The sequence below is a fragment of the Vibrio tritonius genome (assembly GCF_001547935.1).
GTDB lineage: Bacteria > Pseudomonadota > Gammaproteobacteria > Enterobacterales > Vibrionaceae > Vibrio > Vibrio tritonius.
The window spans coordinates 3,194,925-3,211,827 of sequence record NZ_AP014635.1; the positions used below are offsets into that span (position 1 = coordinate 3,194,925).

The window sequence follows — 16,903 nt, forward strand, 5'->3', positions numbered from 1 at the left end:
CTGCTTTACCCTACCGACTCCTCAACATAAGTGACTTATGCAAGATAAACATGGGCTATTAACGGCTCCTATCGGCACCGTTTTACGCAATATGACCGTCCCAATGACTTTAGGGATGATCTCGGTGTTGATGTTCAATCTTGTCGATACCTTTTTTATCTCATTACTCGGTACCAAGGCTTTAGCGGCGGTCAGCTATACCTTTCCAGTGACCTTCGCCTTAAACTGCATCACCATGGGGATAGGAGTAGGACTATCGACCAGTATTGGCCGTTTACTAGGTCAAGGAAAGCCTGCTCATGCTGCTCGCTTCTCCAGTCACGGACTGTTATTAGCAGTGGCGTTGGTCTCAATCGCTTCGCTACTTGGCGCAACCACTATCAAGCCCCTATTTCAGTTGCTTGGCGCGCAGCAAGACCTGCTCCCTCTCATCCATCAGTACATGTGGATCTGGTATATTGCCGTTCCCTTACTCGTGATACCAATGGCGGGCAACAGTGCTATTCGCGCCACAGGTGATACCAAAACACCAGCAAAAATCATGATCCTCTCTGGAGCGCTCAACGGCGGCTTGGATCCTTTACTTATTTTTGGCTACGGCCCCTTTCCTGAACTTGGCATTCAAGGTGCGGCAATTGCGAGTGGCATCTCATGGGTGGTTGCTCTGGTGTGTACTTTTTATGTTTTATATCGACGCGCACAACTGCTGGGCAAACCTCAATTGGCTGAGATTAGAAATGATTGGCAGCAGATCCTAAAAATTGGCACTCCAGCTGCGCTCTCAACTGCGATGAATCCAATTGCCGGTGCGCTATTGATGACGTTACTGTCGAAGCATGGAACCGCTGCAGTCGCTGGTTATGGCGCGGCGCAGCGTATTGAATCAATTTTAATCTTAGTCATGATGTCTCTTACATCAGCGCTCACGCCTTTTATGGCGCAAAACCTGGGCGCTAATAATCCACAGCGCAGTTTCGCAGGTCTTTTTCTTAGTATGCGCTTTGCGGTGATATTCCAAATGATGATTTTTCTGATGATGGTCCCGCTAAGTATTCCCTTTACGGCACTCTTTTCCCAAGACCCAGCAGTGAAAGGTATCCTGTGGCATTACTTGTTAATCGTGCCTATTGGCTATGGTTTTCAGGGTATGGTTATGATGCTGATTTCTGCACTCAATGCGCTGCACAAACCGAACCATGCTCTTGGTTGGAGTTTTCTGCGCCTGTTTCTCTTTACGCTACCGGGCGCTTGGATAGGTTCAACCCAGTTTGGCATCAACGGAATGTTCATTGGCATTGCTGCTGGCAATGTGATTGGTGGGATATTAAGTTATCTGTACGCACTAAGACTACGTAAACAGCAGTGTAATAAGATTGAAAAAGCCGCTATCAACTAGCGGCTTTTACTTATTTAAACTGAGTGATTACAACACTTCGTCTTCGTCGAGTTCTTCGCCTTCCTCAACGTCTGTATTAAGCGGCTCTTGCGATAAGATAATGCCTGTGTTGTCAGCGTAAAGATAATCTTCAGGGAGGAAGGTGACCCCACCGAAGTTCACCGGAACATCGGTTTCTCCTATGCCCTGACCTACAGCGCCAACAGGAATAGACGCTAACGCCTGTATACCGATATTCATGTCTTCGAGTTCGTCAACTTCACGAACGCAGCCATAAACCACGATACCTTCCCACTCATTTTCTTCCGCCAATGCAGCCAGTTCTGCATCAACAAGTGCACGGCGCAGTGAACCGCCTCCATCCACTAACAGTATGCGGCCTAAACCGTCCTGTTCGAGTGTTTCACGGATAAGACCGTTATCCTCAAAGCATTTTACCGTCGTGATCTGACCAGCAAATGATGCACTGCCACCGAAATTGCTGAACATTGGTTCTACTACATCGACTTGATCGAGATAGATGTCACATAGCGCAGAAGTGTTGTATTCCATAGCCCTGTTCTCTTTACGAAAGCCTAACAACGAGTATATCGACTCAATAGGTCATTGCAATCACTCTATGCAAATTAACTTGTTAGAGTTTGCGCTATAACCACGCCGACAAACAATAAGTTAGTAATGATAGAACATTTCACAATGACAGGTAGCATAGGCGCAATCTCAGCAGGCTGTTGCGTAGCCCATAGCTCACGACTGTGCTTAGTTACCGAAATGAGACTCAGCAAAAATGGGACACTGATCCACATAGGCTTACCTTGAAGTAACAAGTACCACGCGAACGCGACCACTGCACCTGCAAGAAGAACAAAGTGATACCCTTTTGCCATGTCTTGACCAAGACGCACCGCGACAGTACGTTTACCACATACCGCATCGTTTTCAATATCACGCATGTTATTCACGTTCAACACGGCTACAGCCAGTAAACCACAACCTAGTGCGGGTAAAAACAACGCGCTATCAATATGTCCTGTATGTAAAAAGTAGGTGCCGGACACGCCAAGCAAACCAAAAAAGATGAATACAGACAGATCGCCAAGGCCGACATAACCATAAGGTTTGTTACCCACGGTATAAGCGATGGCTGCGGCCATGGCCAAAACACCCAAGCCAATGAAAGCCATGATGCTCTCAAAACTGTCTAAGGCATAAAGAACTAAGACAAGACCTGAAACAATAGTTAACACGATATTAATGTAAATCGCGTTTTTCATGTCTTTGAGAGTCACTTTGCCCGATTGTAAAGCACGCATTGGGCCAATACGCTTCTCATTATCGGTACCTTTCACTGCATCGCCGTAATCGTTAGCCAAATTGGATAAGATTTGTAGCAAGGTCGCAGTGACCAAGGACATTAAAGCCACAGGGAGTGAGAACTGGCCTGCGGAGAACGCTAGCGCGCTACCGGTTAAGATAGAAACCAAAGCTAATGGCAAGGTTTTAGGTCGTGCTGCGTCGAACCAAATATGCAATGAGTTATTCATGATTACGAGAGATTGATCAACATATTGCCAGTATATGCGCAATTGTGAACAGAAAAAAGCCCACCATGAATGGCGGGCTACTCTGTTTTGTTTTTGATCAATTTATCAAAGAATAAAACGGCTTAAATCTTCATCTTCGACCAATTCACCTAAGCGAGATTTCACGTAAGCGGCATCAATTTCGAATTGTTGACCCGATTTTTCAGTCGCTTCGAAAGAAATTTCATCCATCAAACGCTCCATTACCGTATGCAAACGGCGAGCACCGATGTTTTCTGTGGTCTCATTCACGCGCCAAGCAGCTTCAGCGATCTGCTTAATACCATCCTCGGTAAAGTTGATATCGACACTTTCTGTTTTCATCAAAGCAACATATTGTTCGGTCAATGATGCACGAGGCTCTGTTAGAATACGTTCGAAATCGTGGCTTGATAACGCACCCAGCTCAACGCGAATAGGTAAACGACCTTGCAACTCAGGAATCAAATCCGATGGCTTAGCTACTTGGAATGCACCAGATGTAATAAACAGAATATGATCGGTTTTGACCATACCATGCTTAGTGGTCACTGTGCTGCCTTCGATAAGAGGCAGTAAGTCACGTTGCACACCTTCACGAGAAACATCTGGACCTGATGACTCACCGCGTTTACATATCTTATCCACTTCATCGATAAACACGATACCGTGGTTTTCAACATTGAAAATCGCCTGCTCTTTGAGATCATCGGTATTCACTAATTTCGCAGCTTCTTCTTCAGACAATGCTTTCATTGCATCTTTGATTTTGAGCTTACGTTTTTTCTTAGTGTCGCCCCCCATATTTTGGAACAGACCTTGCAGTTGATTGGTCATCTCTTCCATACCTGGAGGCGCCATAATCTCTACACCCATTTGTGGCGCTGCGACATCAATTTCAATTTCTTTGTCGTCTAGTTGCCCTTCACGCAATTTCTTGCGGAATGATTGACGTGTAGAAGAATTAGAATCGTTCTCTTCTGCTTGTCCCCACGCATCGCGCGCCGGTGGAAGTAAAGCATCTAAAATACGCTCTTCCGCTAATTCCTCCGCGCGGAATTTCACTTTTTCCATCGCTTGTTGACGTGTCATTTTCACAGCGACCTCGGTGAGGTCACGGATAATAGTATCCACCTCTTTGCCAACATAACCCACTTCGGTAAACTTAGTTGCTTCCACTTTAATAAATGGTGCATTAGCCAGTTTCGCGAGGCGGCGAGCAATTTCAGTTTTACCCACACCCGTTGGACCAATCATCAAAATATTTTTTGGGGTTACTTCACTGCGCAAATGCTCATCAAGCTGCATTCGGCGCCAACGGTTGCGCAGCGCTAGAGCGACAGCACGTTTGGCATTATCTTGACCAATGATATGGCGGTTTAGTTCATCGACTATTTCGCGAGGAGTCATTTCAGACATAAAACAATCCTTCAAATTCGGTTATCAGTTGCTATCTTTGCTTATTCGCCTTGCGGAAGAGCCGCCACAGTTTGGCCATCCTCAGGAATTTCTAGTTCTTCGATAGTATGATGATGGTTGGTAAACACACAAATGTCGCCTGCGATATTCAACGCTTTTTCACAAATTGTGCGTGCATCTAATTCAGTATTTTCTAGCATAGCAATCGCTGCTGCTTGAGCATAATTACCACCAGAACCAATGGCAATCAAATCACGCTCAGGCTGCAAAACATCACCATTACCAGTAATGATTAACGATGCTGTTTCATCGGCAACCGCCAGAATCGCTTCTAACTTGCGTAGCGCACGATCACTACGCCAATCTTTTGCAAGCTCAACAGCCGCTTTCGTTAAATGGCCTTGATGCATTTGCAGCTTGCTTTCGAAGCGCTCAAACAGCGTGAATGCGTCAGCGGTACCACCAGCGAATCCAGCAAGAACTTTATTGTTGTACAGACGGCGAACTTTTTTAGCGTTGCCTTTCATCACTGTGTTACCTAGTGATACTTGTCCATCACCTGCAATAACAACTTTATTATTTCGACGTACAGAAACGATGGTAGTCACGTGAGGGCCTCTTATCTTTTTTCACTATGGAGATAGAGGATTATATATGGATAGCAGACAGGAAATTCAAGGGCTCAAAGAGAATGCAGTTTCAAGATAGTGTCAAAACTGCATTCTCTGAATGTTCTAGAGTTGATCTTTCATAATCAAACAAGGCTCAATCTTGGCGCGATACAACTTATGTTTATCTCGCTCAGCTTCGCGTTTGAATTTGTACGGTCCAAGCACAACACGGAACCAACTGCTGCCTTCGGTTTTGCGGATTTTGCTATTCAAACCAAGAAAGGCAATATTCACTTTGCGTTCTTGCGCTTGAGACATAGTTTTAAAAGCGCCGCATTGCATCACATAAGGAATCTTTGATACCTGTAGCTCCTTAGGAACCACTTCAATCTCGCGACTTGGCAACGTATCGACATAATCCCACTTTTCCGTAGGCGGTGGTGGCAATTTCTCTTTTGGCTTAGTCACCACTGGAGTTGCTGGAATAACGCTAGGGGTTGTAGGCTCTTTGGGTTTAGGGCTTTGATTGAGGAAATAAATCCCATAACCAAACGCCCCCACTACGATGAGTGCGAGTAAAATACGAAACCACGGTTTACGTTGGGATGCTGCTTTTTTGGTCGGCTTTTTTGGACTACGACCTCGTCTTACATAATCTTTATTAGCCACAGGATTTCTAATGTTGACAATTTATATGACATGTTAAAGCAGTTTCGCTCAAGAGAACAGACTCGTACGACAAGTAGCGTATAAAAATACGCTACTCATTCATATCAAGAATGCATGAACTAACGAATTCGCGGTGGTGCTGCACTTTCACGGATAACCAATTTGGTTTCCAGTAAACGCGAACCAGCTTGCACATCATGGCCGCGAAGCAGTTCCAGCATCATGAGCATTGCCTGACGTCCAATCTCATAACGAGGCTGAGAAATGGTCGTCAATGGTGGATCACTGTATTCTGCAAATTGAATATCATCAAAACCAACCACAGAAAGGTCTTGCGGTACTCGTAAACCTAAACGCTTGGCTTGTTGCATAGCCCCTATCGCCATGGTGTCGTTATGACAGAAAATGGCGGTTGGTGGCTCTGGTAACGCCAATAACTGTTTCACCAACTTAGCACCAGCAGCAAAAGAGAAATCACCAGACACGCAATAGGTTGGGTTCATGGTGATACCAGCTCGACGCAGAGCCTGCTGATAACCTTGATGACGGAATGAACATAACGCTGCACTTTCTGGTCCAGCAATCTCTGCCACTCGTTTATGACCCATTTGTGTGAGGTAATTCACTGCTTCAAACGCCGAAGTCAAGTTATCGATGTGAACAGTAGGCAATTCAAGTTCAGGTGCGAACTCACACGCCATCACCATAGGTGGCAAGTTTTTCTGCTCTGGCTTGCTTACATCAAAAGGAAGATCTGTCCCCAACAGCAACATACCATCGGCCTGTTTGGTAAAGACAAGATTGACGAATGAATTTTCCCGCTTTTTCTGCTGACCACTATCTCCTAACAACACTAAATAACCGTGCTCCATCGCGGCGTCTTCGATACCGCGAATGATCTCTGTAAAATAGGGGTCACAGATATCAGGCACAATCGCAACGATCGTTTTAGACTCATTACGGCGCAGATTTCTCGCTAAAGAGTTGGGAGAATAGCCCGCTTCTAAAACCGCATCTTCTACACGCTTACGAGTGGAAGATGAGACTTTTTCTGGATTCATCAAAGCGCGGGAGACCGTCGCTGTTGAGACTCCAGCAAGCTGGGCAACATCCTTCATTGTCGCCATATAAATAACCCTCTTTATTTAATCCTGGACAGTGCAAAGGCACTTTTCTTATCGTTATCGTTTACCCACATCGTCCCAAAGCGAGGCTAAAAAAGAGGCATAGCAATATAGTAAACCTTGCTTACAATGCGAATTCATGGGCTCAAAAATCACGACTTCATATGGAAGTCGATGAACAGTTAACTTGGTAAGTCTATTCATTTAATGTTGAGTGGGTTACGCTTAGATTAACAAATTTTGCATCCCTAGCGTGAAACCCATCACGTTTAATTACTTTTACCTCTTTAAGACTAGCAAATAATCTTGATATTTCATGAAAGATCTTGCGGTTCAATATCTAAAGACCATCTCACTTTGCTCGCGAGGGGCAAAATACTGATTGCAGGGCGTGCACTGGTCAATAATTTTTGCATCAGCGGACGCGACTGAGCTTGAACTAATAACTGCCAACGGAACTTCCCTGCTCGTTTTGCCAAAGGAGCCGGTGTTGGCCCCAGCACTAAACAGTTTGCATTGAATAATGGGTGACTTTCTAAAGTGTGACGAACTTGGCGTAAAAAGTCTTCAACCGTTTGAGATTGCTTCGCCTCGGCGCGCATCAAAGTGAGATAACTGTACGGTGGCAACATCGCCACTTTTCTCTCTGCTAACGCCGTCTGCGCAAAATGATTGTAATCTTTTGTCAAAAGAGCCTTTAATAACCCATGATCTGGATGGTGAGTCTGCAAATAGACCTCACCAGGCTTACTCGAACGCCCCGCCCGTCCAGCAACCTGAGTAAATAACTGAGCAAAACGCTCTGCGGCACGAAAATCGCTGCTGTATAGAGAACTGTCCACATCCAATAGCGCCACCATTGTCACATCTGGGAAATGGTGTCCTTTGGCCAGCATTTGCGTACCAATTAAGATTTGATATTCGCCTTTTTTGATCGCTTGTAGAGCACTTTCCAGACTGCCTTTACGCCTTGTGCTGTCACGATCGATACGAATCGCTTTAAATTCGGGAAAGAGTTGGGCTAGCTGTTTTTCAAGTTGCTCAGTTCCTACCCCCACTGTCACAAGTTGCGTAGAGCCACAGCTTTGACAATGGTGCACAACGGGTCGTTGTGAGCCACAGTGGTGACATCGCATTTCACTGCTGTTTTGATGGTAGGTGTAATACGCATCGCAGCGCCTACACTCAGCAATCCAACCACAATCATGGCACATAAGTGCTGGCGAAAAACCACGTCGGTTAAGAAACAGCAGCACCTGATTGCCTTCTTGTAGATGGCGACGCATCTCAGCAATCAACGGAGCCGACAAACCACTTTCCAAATACTGACCTTTCACATCCAAAACATGATTAGTGGTAGGAACAGAAGCACCGGCTCTTTGAGTTAACTGCAAATGATGATATTTGCCGGTTAACGCATTATGTAAGGATTCAAGTGCCGGAGTTGCAGACCCCAACACAATCGGAACATTCTCTTTCGCCGCACGCATCACGGCCACATCTCGAGCATGATAGCGCAAACTGTCTTGCTGCTTATACGAAGCATCATGCTCTTCATCGACGATAATAATGCCTAAATCCGAAAACGGTGTGAGCAGAGCAGATCGCGTACCAATCACAATGCCTGCAACTTTATCTCGAGCACTCAGCCAAGCATTAAGACGCTCGGTGTCATTGAGCCCAGAGTGCATCACTTCAATTGGCACAGTAAAACGACGACGAAAACGGTTGATGGTTTGGGGCGTTAAGCCAATTTCTGGAACAAGTACTAAAGCTTGCTGACCACGTTCCAATACAGGCTTAATCATATTCAAGTAGACTTCGGTTTTACCAGACCCGGTAACACCTTGAAGAAGGTAACACGCGTACTCTTGTTCACTATTGACTGAAGCAATCGCAATCGCCTGCTCTTGATTCAAACGCGGCTTATCCACTTGTGCTTCAATCTCTTTAGGCCAAGCAAGCACTTGAGGCTGGGTTTCTCGCACTTCCACCCAACCTTTTTGCTCAACACCTTTCAATACTGCCGACGTAAACTCTTCATCTAACAGTTGTTGATGAGAAACAGCGCCATTTTCCAAACGGTACATCAAGCGGTTTCTTTGCACAGAACGCTTGTCCAAGCCAGCCATTAGTTGATTACGTCCAGCCTCTGTTATTACCCATTCTCGAATACTAGAAAAATCGGCACTCTTGCCCTTGCGCAATACGCTTGGCATAGCGTTAGCCAAGGTATCGCCCAAAGGGTGTTGATAATACTGACTACACCATTGAAGTAGAGAATAAAGCTTATCGGGCCAAACAGGCTGATTATCTAAAACTGCGTGAATTTCTTTGAGCTGTCCAAGTGGAAAATCAGATTCGCTGACCAATGCGGTCACAATACCGACGAGTTTTTTCGGCCCGAATGGCACAGAGACGCGCCCTCCAATGATAGGAAACAGGTGCGCTGGTACTAGATAATCAAATTGTTTGTCTAGCGGAACAGGTAAAGCAACACGAGCAATGGAAGGGAGCATAACTTTTCGTCAAAAACCAAAATCAATGCACAGTCTACTGGATGAAAGGGACAAATTCGACTCTATATCTGAGACTTAATTAGAGATTACCGATATTAAGCCAATAATAGTCAACGAATTCCTTCTAGCATGGTGAAATTTGCGGCAAAATCTATTGATCCTGTCCAGAGTATTCTTTATCATATCGCGCCTTACGAGATGGTGATGGTTTAAGCCTCATTATCTGGTAATTTATTACTATTAACGATACGTGTGGTGTTCGACATATAGATTCGAATAGCGACACGGCCCAATTTTGAGGTTATCCCATGAAAGCTGGTATCCACCCAGAATACAAAGAAGTGACTGCTAACTGCTCTTGCGGCAACACTTTCGTTTTCAAATCTACTCTAGATAAAGACGCTCTTCACCTAGACGTATGTGACAAATGTCACCCATTCTACACTGGTAAACAACGTGTTGTTGATACCGGTGGTCGTGTTGATCGCTTCAACAAACGTTTCGGTGCTCTATCAAGCAAAAAATAATTTTTGCTTTTTAGTTGTACGAGAAAAGGACGCGAATGCGTCCTTTTTTACGTATGCATAAAAATGCACTCATTGTCATTTTTTATTATCTCTAATAAGCAGAAATTATAAGAAGGTATTTTCTCTTCTCTACGCAATCCTTTGCTTTATTTTATCTGGTCTTATCAGCTAAGTTTTAACAAAAAATCACCACTTTTCCCCAAGTAACTAACTATGCAGCAGCAAAATCCTGCTTTAGAATGGTCGGCTTTTCTACAATCAATAACTGAGAACAGCCCATGTCCGATGACAATAAAAAAGAACTGACTAAAGAAGAACAGTTCCGCCAAAAGGCTCTTGATTACCACGCAATCCCTACTGCTGGGAAAATTGCCATCTCTCTAACCAAGCCTGCGGATTCAGCTGAAGATTTATCTTTGGCCTACAGCCCAGGTGTTGCTGAGCCGGTACGTGAAATCGCGCAAAATCCAGAAAACGCTTACAAATACACAGGTAAAGGCAACACGGTTGCCGTGATCTCTAACGGCACAGCGATTCTCGGTCTTGGTAACCTAGGTCCTCTAGCATCAAAACCAGTAATGGAAGGCAAAGCGCTTCTGTTCAAACGTTTTGCTGGCATTGATTCAATCGACATCGAAGTAAAACACCGCACTATCGATGAGTTCGTTGACACTGTTGCCAACATCGCCGACACATTTGGCGGTATCAACCTAGAAGACATCAAAGCACCTGAATGTTTTGAAATCGAACGTCGCCTAATCGAACTATGTAACATCCCAGTATTTCACGATGACCAACACGGCACAGCAATCGTAACAGCAGCAGGCATGTTGAATGCGATTGAACTTCAAGGTAAAAAAATTGAAGAATGTACTATCGTATGTCTAGGTGCTGGCGCAGCAGCATGTGCTTGTATGGAACTATTGATCCAGTGTGGTGCTATGCGTGAAAAAATCTACATGCTAGACCGTAAAGGTGTTATCCATACTCGTCGTGACGATCTAAACGAATACAAACTACGTTTTGCCAACAACACTGACAAACGCACGTTGACTGACGTTATCGAAGATGCTGACCTATTCCTAGGTGTATCTGGTCCAGATCTAATGACTGAAGAACAACTTAAACTAATGGCAGACAAGCCTGTTGTCTTTGCATGTTCAAACCCAGATCCTGAAATCAAACCAGAAGTTGCTCATCACGCTCGCCAAGACCTTATCATGGGTACAGGCCGCAGTGACTACCCTAACCAGGTAAACAATGTTCTTTGTTTCCCATTCATCTTCCGTGGCGCACTAGACGTACGTGCTAGCGAAATCAACACCGAGATGAAATTGGCGGCAGTAGAAGCTATTCGTTCAATCGCTAAAGAAGAAGTTCCTGCAGAAGTATTGAAAGCAGCAGGTGTTGAATCTCTATGCTTTGGTCCTGAATACATCATTCCAAAACCAATGGATCCACGCCTACTACCACGCGTAGCAAAAGCAGTCGCTCAAGCCGCTGTGGATTCTGGTGTGGCACGTATTGCATTGCCTGACGGTTACATGGAAAACTAATCGATTATTGTTCATGGCTCCATAGTGATTCGTGAACAATAAGTAGCAAAAAGCCCCTACCTTATGGCTGGGGCTTTTTTTAAACTTTTCGCATTAAAAAAGGCGCTATCACTAAACACAATGGTGTGAATGTGCAACCACCACTGCAGTGACTCTCTTAGTCGTCGTAAGCCTCAAACTCAATTCCCATCGCGGTCATCAGTTCTTTCGCTTCAACAGGAATATCATCTGGACGGTCTTTACGTAGGTCTTCATCAGTTGGAAGCGGTTGACCTGTGTACGCGTGTAAAAATGCCTCACATAGCAACTCACTGTTAGTTGCATGTCGTAAGTTATTAATTTGGCGACGAGTACGTTCATCAGTCAGTACTTTTAGTACTTTAAGAGGAATAGAAACTGTAATCTTTTTTACTAACTCACTCTTCTTACCATGCTCTGCATAAGGGCTGATATATTCGCCGTTCCAGTCTGCCATTGCGCACCTTCGTTAAAATTATTTCGGTTATGAATATCAAAGACCCCAATTTTAGCGGGATTTACTGCCATAAGCAAAGACATATAGACGTCTAGAAGTGTTGACGTCTTCTTTTTTGATAAGTAAAGTGTGATGTTATGCATCACTCATCAGTCCCTGCTGTTATTTTTGAGGGGCTACAATGGATGCTCAAACTCAGAGCCACACAGGAAAGGAAACACTTATGACCACGCGCAAACCAGCGACCATTGCCGTTCGTACCGGTATTGAATCAGACACTCAATATCATGCTGTTGTTCCACCCATTTATCTATCAACCAACTATGGATTTCCTGCTTTTGGTGAAGTGCCAAAATACGACTACACCCGCTCTGGTAACCCAAACCGTAACCTGTTAGAAGAAGCGCTATCTGAATTAGAGTGCGGTGTGGGCGCAACCATTACAAACTGTGGCACCTCAGCTCTGAACCTTTGGGTATCTGCATTAGTTGGTCCAGAAGATACGATTATTGCCCCACACGATTGTTATGGTGGTACTTATCGCCTATTCAATACTCGTGCACAAAAAGGCGATTTCAAAGTGCTATTTGTGGACCAGTCCAATGAAACAGAATTTGCCAAAGCGTTAGAACAAAAACCAAAATTAATTTTGTTAGAAACCCCATCTAATCCGCTAGTTCGGGTAGTAGACATCGCCGAGGTGTGTCAACAAGCTCACGCCGTTGGTGCTTTGGTCGCCGTGGATAATACTTTCCTCACACCTGTCTACCAAAAACCTCTGACCTTGGGTGCTGACTTTGTTATTCACTCCACGACCAAATACATCAATGGACATTCAGATGTCATCGGTGGCGTGGTGATCAGTAAAGATGCCGAACACGCAGAAAAAATCGCCTGGTGGGGGAACTGTATAGGCGCAACGGGAACCCCATTTGATAGTTATATGACTTTGCGCGGTTTACGCACGCTTCCAGCTCGTATGCGCCAACATGAAGAAAGCTCCAAACAGATTCTTGATTACCTATTAACTCAGGATTTGGTTAAAGTTGTCTACCACCCTAGCCTGCCAGACCACCCAGGTCACGATATTGCCAAGAAACAACAATCTGGCTTTGGCTCTATGCTAAGTTTTGAGCTTAACGGCAGCTATGAACAACTCAAAGTATTCGTCAGCTCACTGCAACTTTTCTCTTTAGCCGAATCACTCGGCGGAGTTGAAAGCTTAATTTGTCACCCAGCCACCATGACTCACCGAGCTATGGGAGAAAAAGCGTTAGCAGAAGCGGGCGTATCTCAGTTGCTGTTACGTGTTTCAGTTGGTTTAGAAGATGCAGAAGACTTGATCGCCGATTTGGGCCAAGCTTTCAACAAGGCTAAGGAGATTTGTTAATGACTACACAACGCCAGTTGCATAAATTTGGTGGTAGTAGCCTGGCGGACGCTGAATGCTATCAGCGTGTTGCTCATATTTTAAAGGAATATTCAAAAGACAATGACTTAGTTGTTGTCTCTGCGGCAGGCAAAACCACAAACCGCCTGATTACTTTTGTTGATGCACTAAGTAAAGACGGTCGCGTGGCTCATGAAACGCTGCAATCACTCCGTCAGTACCAAACCGAACTCATCACGGGCCTTTTAGAAGCCGAACAAGCTGATGCTTTACTGACTGAGCTTGCCGCGGAAATCAGCGAGCTGGGAGAAATCTCAGCCCCAATAAGCTCCGCGCAGCGTGCAGACATTTTAGGTCATGGTGAAGTATGGTCATCTCGCTTGCTAGCGGCACTATTAAATCAACATGATATGCCGGCAGCTGCGATTGATGCGCGTTCTTTCTTGCGCGCTGAATCTGGCACTCAGCCAGAAGTCGACCGCGCAGCTTCGTATCCGTTACTGCAAACTGTTCTAACTCAACATAGCAATCAGCGCCTTATCATTACCGGCTTTATGGCTCAGAGTGTGTCAGGAGAGACGGTATTATTAGGTCGTAATGGTTCAGACTACTCAGCTACGATAATTGGTGCATTATCGGATGTAGCGAAAGTGACTATTTGGAGTGATGTTGCTGGGGTCTACAGTGCCGACCCACGTATTGTCTCCGATGCTTGTTTGTTGCCTTTACTACGTTTAGATGAGGCTAACGAATTAGCACGCCTTGCAGCACCAGTATTACATAGCCGCACATTACAACCGGTCGCGCAAAGTACTACTGAGCTTCACTTACGCTGTAGTCATCAGCCAGAATCAGGCTCTACTCGTATTGAGCGGATTTTAGCTTCGGGCCGAGGTGCAAAAATCATCACCTCTCTCGACGACGTACTTCTGATTGAACTGACATTTGCCCAAAGTCATCCGTTTGAACGGATAAAAAATGACATCTTGGAGCGCCTCAAACGAGCTCAGTTGGAGCCATTAGCTTTCGAAGCACAAGCTGACCAATATCAATTACGCCTTGCCTACACAGCTGAAATTGTCTCAGGCGCGCTAAGCTATTTGCAAGACCGTCCAATTGAAGCCGATTTGAAGCTTAAAGAAGGATTCAGCCTCGTGGCTGCCGTTGGAGCAGGTGCAAGTACCAATGCCAATCACTGCTTCGGCTTTTATCAACAAATTAAAGGTGAACCTATTGAGTTCATCTCGGAAACCGATTCAGGTTTAAGCCTTGTTGCAGTGCTACGTCAAACAGACCTTAGTGATCTAGTGAACCGCATACACACCCAACTGTTCCAAGCCCATAAGCGCATTGCTCTTGCTCTATGTGGTAAAGGTAATATTGGTTCCAGTTGGCTCAAACTGTTTGCCAAAGAAAAAGAAGAACTAGAAAAACGTCGTGGTATGGCATTTGAATTGGTTGCAGTTGTCGATAGCTCCACTTACTTGTTCAATGAACAGGGGCTTGATGCCAATACAGTGTTAGCTAACTATCAAACCGAAGCTATCACCAATAACGATAACGAGTGGGTAAAACGTTTAAGTAGTCTTGAAACTTACGACGATGTCATCATCCTTGATGTTACCGCCAGTGAAACTTTAGCACTTCAATATCTCGACTTTGCTGAACAAGGCATGCACCTTATATCTGCAAATAAAGTGGCAGGTTCTGCGCCAAGTGACTACTACAACCAAGTACAAGAAGCGTTTACTAAAATTAGCCGTCACTGGCTCTATAACGCAACGGTTGGTGCGGGATTACCGATTAATCATACGGTTCGTGATTTACGTGAAAGTGGCGATGAAATCGTCGCACTCTCTGGAATTTTCTCAGGCACGCTTTCTTGGTTATTCCAACAATACGATGGGTCTGTACCATTCAGTGAATTAGTTGACCTTGCCTGGCAACAGGGCCTAACCGAACCAGATCCGCGTAATGATCTCGATGGCTCAGACGTGATGCGTAAACTGGTTATCTTAGCCCGTGAATCCGGCCTCGATATTGAACCAGAGACTGTAAAAGTTGAATCCTTGGTTCCTGCAGAGTTGGCAAAGCTTCCTTTAGATGATTTTCTCGACCAAAGCGATTTACTAAACCAACGCTTAGCTGAGCGCTTAACCAAAGCACAGCGCGAAGGCAAAGTGTTACGTTACGTTGCTAGACTTGAGAAAAATGGCAAAGCAACCGTTGGGGTTGAAGCCCTCGAGAAAGAACATCCACTGGCAAACTTACTGCCATGCGATAATATTTTTGCCATTGAAAGTAAATGGTACAAAGATAATCCATTGGTCATTCGTGGTCCCGGGGCTGGTCGTGAAGTGACAGCTGGAGCTATTCAGTCCGATTTAAACCGATTATCTAGCTTTTTATAAAACCCATAAAGCCTGCATCACTGCAGGCTTTTTCTTTTCGCTATTCTGAAACACTGACGCAGAACGACCTCTTTTTTATCCCTTCCTCACTTAATACTGCTACATTAATTATGGTTATTATGATGTTTTTTCATCCAGAAAATGAAAAACATTCATCTTTACGCTGTTGACTTTAAGAGCAATTGATCACATCATTTGGACATATAGACGTCTAAACGTCGATAAAATTGAGCGGATAGTTTTATATTGTGGCGACAGGTCACAGGGAGAAAATTATGGGATACACGCATGCCAGCCACATTGATGCTCTGAATCAAAATATTGCAGAGCTATCGGATAACATTAATGTTTCGTTTGAGTTTTTTCCGCCAAGTAGCGAAAAAATGGAAGAGACATTGTGGAACTCTGTGCACCGTCTAAAAACACTGCGCCCTCAATTTGTTTCTGTGACCTATGGGGCAAACTCTGGTGAACGTGATCGCACCCACTCGATCATCAAAGAAATCAAAGATAAAACCGGCCTTGTCTCAGCGCCACACCTAACTTGCATTGATGCGACTCGCGATGAACTTATTCAAATCGCGGACGACTATTGGAATAACGATATTCATAATATCGTGGCGTTACGAGGAGATATTCCTGCGGGCAGTGACCACCCTAACATGTATGCATCTGATTTAGTCGAGCTCCTAAAATCTCGTCATGACTTCGACATTTCGGTTGCCGCTTTTCCTGAGGTGCATCCTGAAGCAAAAAGCGCTCAAGCTGATCTATTAAATTTACGTCGAAAAGTGGATGCAGGTGCCAACCGCGCTATCACCCAGTTCTTCTTTGATGTCGAAAGCTACCTGCGTTTTCGCGATCGTTGTCTATCCGCTGGTATTGATGTTGAAATTGTTCCCGGCATTTTACCTGTTTCCAACTTCAAGCAAGCATCACGTTTTGCCGCTCAAAACAATGTCAAAGTCCCAAGTTGGATGGCAAAACAATTTGAAGGTTTGGATGATGACCCAACCACTCGCCAACTTGTTGGAGCAAGCCAAGCAATTGATATGGTACGCATCCTTAGCCGCGAAGGTGTAAAAGATTTCCACTTCTACACACTTAACCGCGCCGAGATGACTTACGCACTTTGTCATACTTTAGGAATTCGTCCAGATCTCGAGAAATAATGGCGCGTCAACCGTATTTAAAACCGCTCACACAAACAAAAAGCGCTGATGTCGACCATCAGCGCTTTTTTC

At 44.8% G+C, this 16,903-nt stretch carries 14 protein-coding genes; 6 read left to right on the forward strand and 8 right to left on the reverse strand.

The window, feature by feature from the left end; genetic code table 11:
* Positions 1-37: 37 nt before the first annotated feature.
* The gene (locus tag JCM16456_RS14230) at positions 38-1,396 is read left to right on the forward strand and encodes an MATE family efflux transporter (protein ID WP_068715453.1); all 1,359 of its coding nucleotides are present in this window, start codon (positions 38-40) and stop codon (positions 1,394-1,396) included.
* A gap of 27 nt (positions 1,397-1,423) precedes the next feature.
* Here the strand turns inward: JCM16456_RS14230 and rraA are convergent, their stop codons facing one another.
* The 7 genes from rraA to priA form a co-directional block, all read right to left on the reverse strand.
* Positions 1,424-1,948, reverse strand: coding sequence for a ribonuclease E activity regulator RraA (gene rraA, locus JCM16456_RS14235; RefSeq protein WP_068715455.1), 525 nt, complete (start codon positions 1,946-1,948; stop codon positions 1,424-1,426).
* Between the two features lie 74 nt (positions 1,949-2,022).
* Positions 2,023-2,940, reverse strand: a complete 918-nt coding sequence (locus JCM16456_RS14240) for a 1,4-dihydroxy-2-naphthoate polyprenyltransferase (protein ID WP_068715457.1) — start codon at positions 2,938-2,940, stop codon at positions 2,023-2,025.
* Positions 2,941-3,045: 105 nt separating this feature from the next.
* Positions 3,046-4,377: an HslU--HslV peptidase ATPase subunit gene (gene hslU / locus JCM16456_RS14245; protein ID WP_068715459.1), complete on the reverse strand. Its 1,332-nt coding sequence runs from the start codon at positions 4,375-4,377 to the stop codon at positions 3,046-3,048.
* Between the two features lie 41 nt (positions 4,378-4,418).
* Positions 4,419-4,985, reverse strand: a complete 567-nt coding sequence (gene hslV, locus JCM16456_RS14250; RefSeq protein WP_068715460.1) for an ATP-dependent protease subunit HslV — start codon at positions 4,983-4,985, stop codon at positions 4,419-4,421.
* A 126-nt stretch (positions 4,986-5,111) separates the two neighbouring features.
* Positions 5,112-5,657 (reverse strand): SPOR domain-containing protein, encoded by a 546-nt coding sequence (locus JCM16456_RS14255; RefSeq protein WP_068715463.1) that lies wholly within the window; start codon positions 5,655-5,657, stop codon positions 5,112-5,114.
* 119 nt (positions 5,658-5,776) lie between these two features.
* Positions 5,777-6,784 carry a DNA-binding transcriptional regulator CytR gene (cytR, locus tag JCM16456_RS14260; protein ID WP_068715465.1) on the reverse strand — a complete coding sequence of 336 codons (1,008 nt, stop codon included), beginning with the start codon at positions 6,782-6,784 and terminating at the stop codon, positions 5,777-5,779.
* A 311-nt stretch (positions 6,785-7,095) separates the two neighbouring features.
* Positions 7,096-9,300, reverse strand: a complete 2,205-nt coding sequence (gene priA, locus JCM16456_RS14265; RefSeq protein ID WP_068715467.1) for a primosomal protein N' — start codon at positions 9,298-9,300, stop codon at positions 7,096-7,098.
* 308 nt (positions 9,301-9,608) lie between these two features.
* Between priA and rpmE the strand changes: the two genes are divergently transcribed.
* The gene (gene rpmE / locus JCM16456_RS14270) at positions 9,609-9,827 is read left to right on the forward strand and encodes a 50S ribosomal protein L31 (RefSeq protein ID WP_068715469.1); all 219 of its coding nucleotides are present in this window, start codon (positions 9,609-9,611) and stop codon (positions 9,825-9,827) included.
* Positions 9,828-10,105: 278 nt separating this feature from the next.
* The gene (locus tag JCM16456_RS14275) at positions 10,106-11,383 is read left to right on the forward strand and encodes a malic enzyme-like NAD(P)-binding protein (RefSeq protein WP_068715471.1); all 1,278 of its coding nucleotides are present in this window, start codon (positions 10,106-10,108) and stop codon (positions 11,381-11,383) included.
* Between the two features lie 157 nt (positions 11,384-11,540).
* Here JCM16456_RS14275 and metJ read toward each other — a convergent pair whose 3' ends face one another.
* Positions 11,541-11,858 (reverse strand): met regulon transcriptional regulator MetJ, encoded by a 318-nt coding sequence (gene metJ, locus JCM16456_RS14280; RefSeq protein WP_068715473.1) that lies wholly within the window; start codon positions 11,856-11,858, stop codon positions 11,541-11,543.
* A gap of 223 nt (positions 11,859-12,081) precedes the next feature.
* Between metJ and JCM16456_RS14285 the strand changes: the two genes are divergently transcribed.
* The 3 genes from JCM16456_RS14285 (at position 12,082) to metF (ending at position 16,831) form a co-directional block, all read left to right on the forward strand.
* Positions 12,082-13,248: an O-succinylhomoserine (thiol)-lyase gene (locus JCM16456_RS14285; protein WP_068715475.1), complete on the forward strand. Its 1,167-nt coding sequence runs from the start codon at positions 12,082-12,084 to the stop codon at positions 13,246-13,248.
* Positions 13,248-15,659, forward strand: a complete 2,412-nt coding sequence (locus tag JCM16456_RS14290; protein WP_068715477.1) for a bifunctional aspartate kinase/homoserine dehydrogenase II — start codon at positions 13,248-13,250, stop codon at positions 15,657-15,659. Before JCM16456_RS14285 ends, JCM16456_RS14290 begins: the two co-directional genes overlap by 1 nt.
* A 275-nt stretch (positions 15,660-15,934) precedes the next feature.
* Positions 15,935-16,831, forward strand: coding sequence for a methylenetetrahydrofolate reductase (gene metF / locus JCM16456_RS14295; RefSeq protein WP_068715479.1), 897 nt, complete (start codon positions 15,935-15,937; stop codon positions 16,829-16,831).
* Positions 16,832-16,903 lie beyond the last annotated feature (72 nt).

Bases quoted from the DNA above. Each gene is read 5' to 3' on its own strand.
- priA (WP_068715467.1), bottom strand. From the start codon at position 9,300: ATGCTCCCTTCCATTGCTCGTGTTGCTTTACCTGTTCCGCTAGACAAA.
- metF (WP_068715479.1), top strand. From the start codon at position 15,935: ATGGGATACACGCATGCCAGCCACATTGATGCTCTGAATCAAAATATT.
- hslU (WP_068715459.1), bottom strand. From the start codon at position 4,377: ATGTCTGAAATGACTCCTCGCGAAATAGTCGATGAACTAAACCGCCAT.
- JCM16456_RS14290 (WP_068715477.1), top strand. From the start codon at position 13,248: ATGACTACACAACGCCAGTTGCATAAATTTGGTGGTAGTAGCCTGGCG.
- rraA (WP_068715455.1), bottom strand. From the start codon at position 1,948: ATGGAATACAACACTTCTGCGCTATGTGACATCTATCTCGATCAAGTC.
- rpmE (WP_068715469.1), top strand. From the start codon at position 9,609: ATGAAAGCTGGTATCCACCCAGAATACAAAGAAGTGACTGCTAACTGC.
- metJ (WP_068715473.1), bottom strand. From the start codon at position 11,858: ATGGCAGACTGGAACGGCGAATATATCAGCCCTTATGCAGAGCATGGT.
- cytR (WP_068715465.1), bottom strand. From the start codon at position 6,784: ATGGCGACAATGAAGGATGTTGCCCAGCTTGCTGGAGTCTCAACAGCG.
- JCM16456_RS14275 (WP_068715471.1), top strand. From the start codon at position 10,106: ATGTCCGATGACAATAAAAAAGAACTGACTAAAGAAGAACAGTTCCGC.
- JCM16456_RS14230 (WP_068715453.1), top strand. From the start codon at position 38: ATGCAAGATAAACATGGGCTATTAACGGCTCCTATCGGCACCGTTTTA.
- JCM16456_RS14240 (WP_068715457.1), bottom strand. From the start codon at position 2,940: ATGAATAACTCATTGCATATTTGGTTCGACGCAGCACGACCTAAAACC.
- JCM16456_RS14285 (WP_068715475.1), top strand. From the start codon at position 12,082: ATGACCACGCGCAAACCAGCGACCATTGCCGTTCGTACCGGTATTGAA.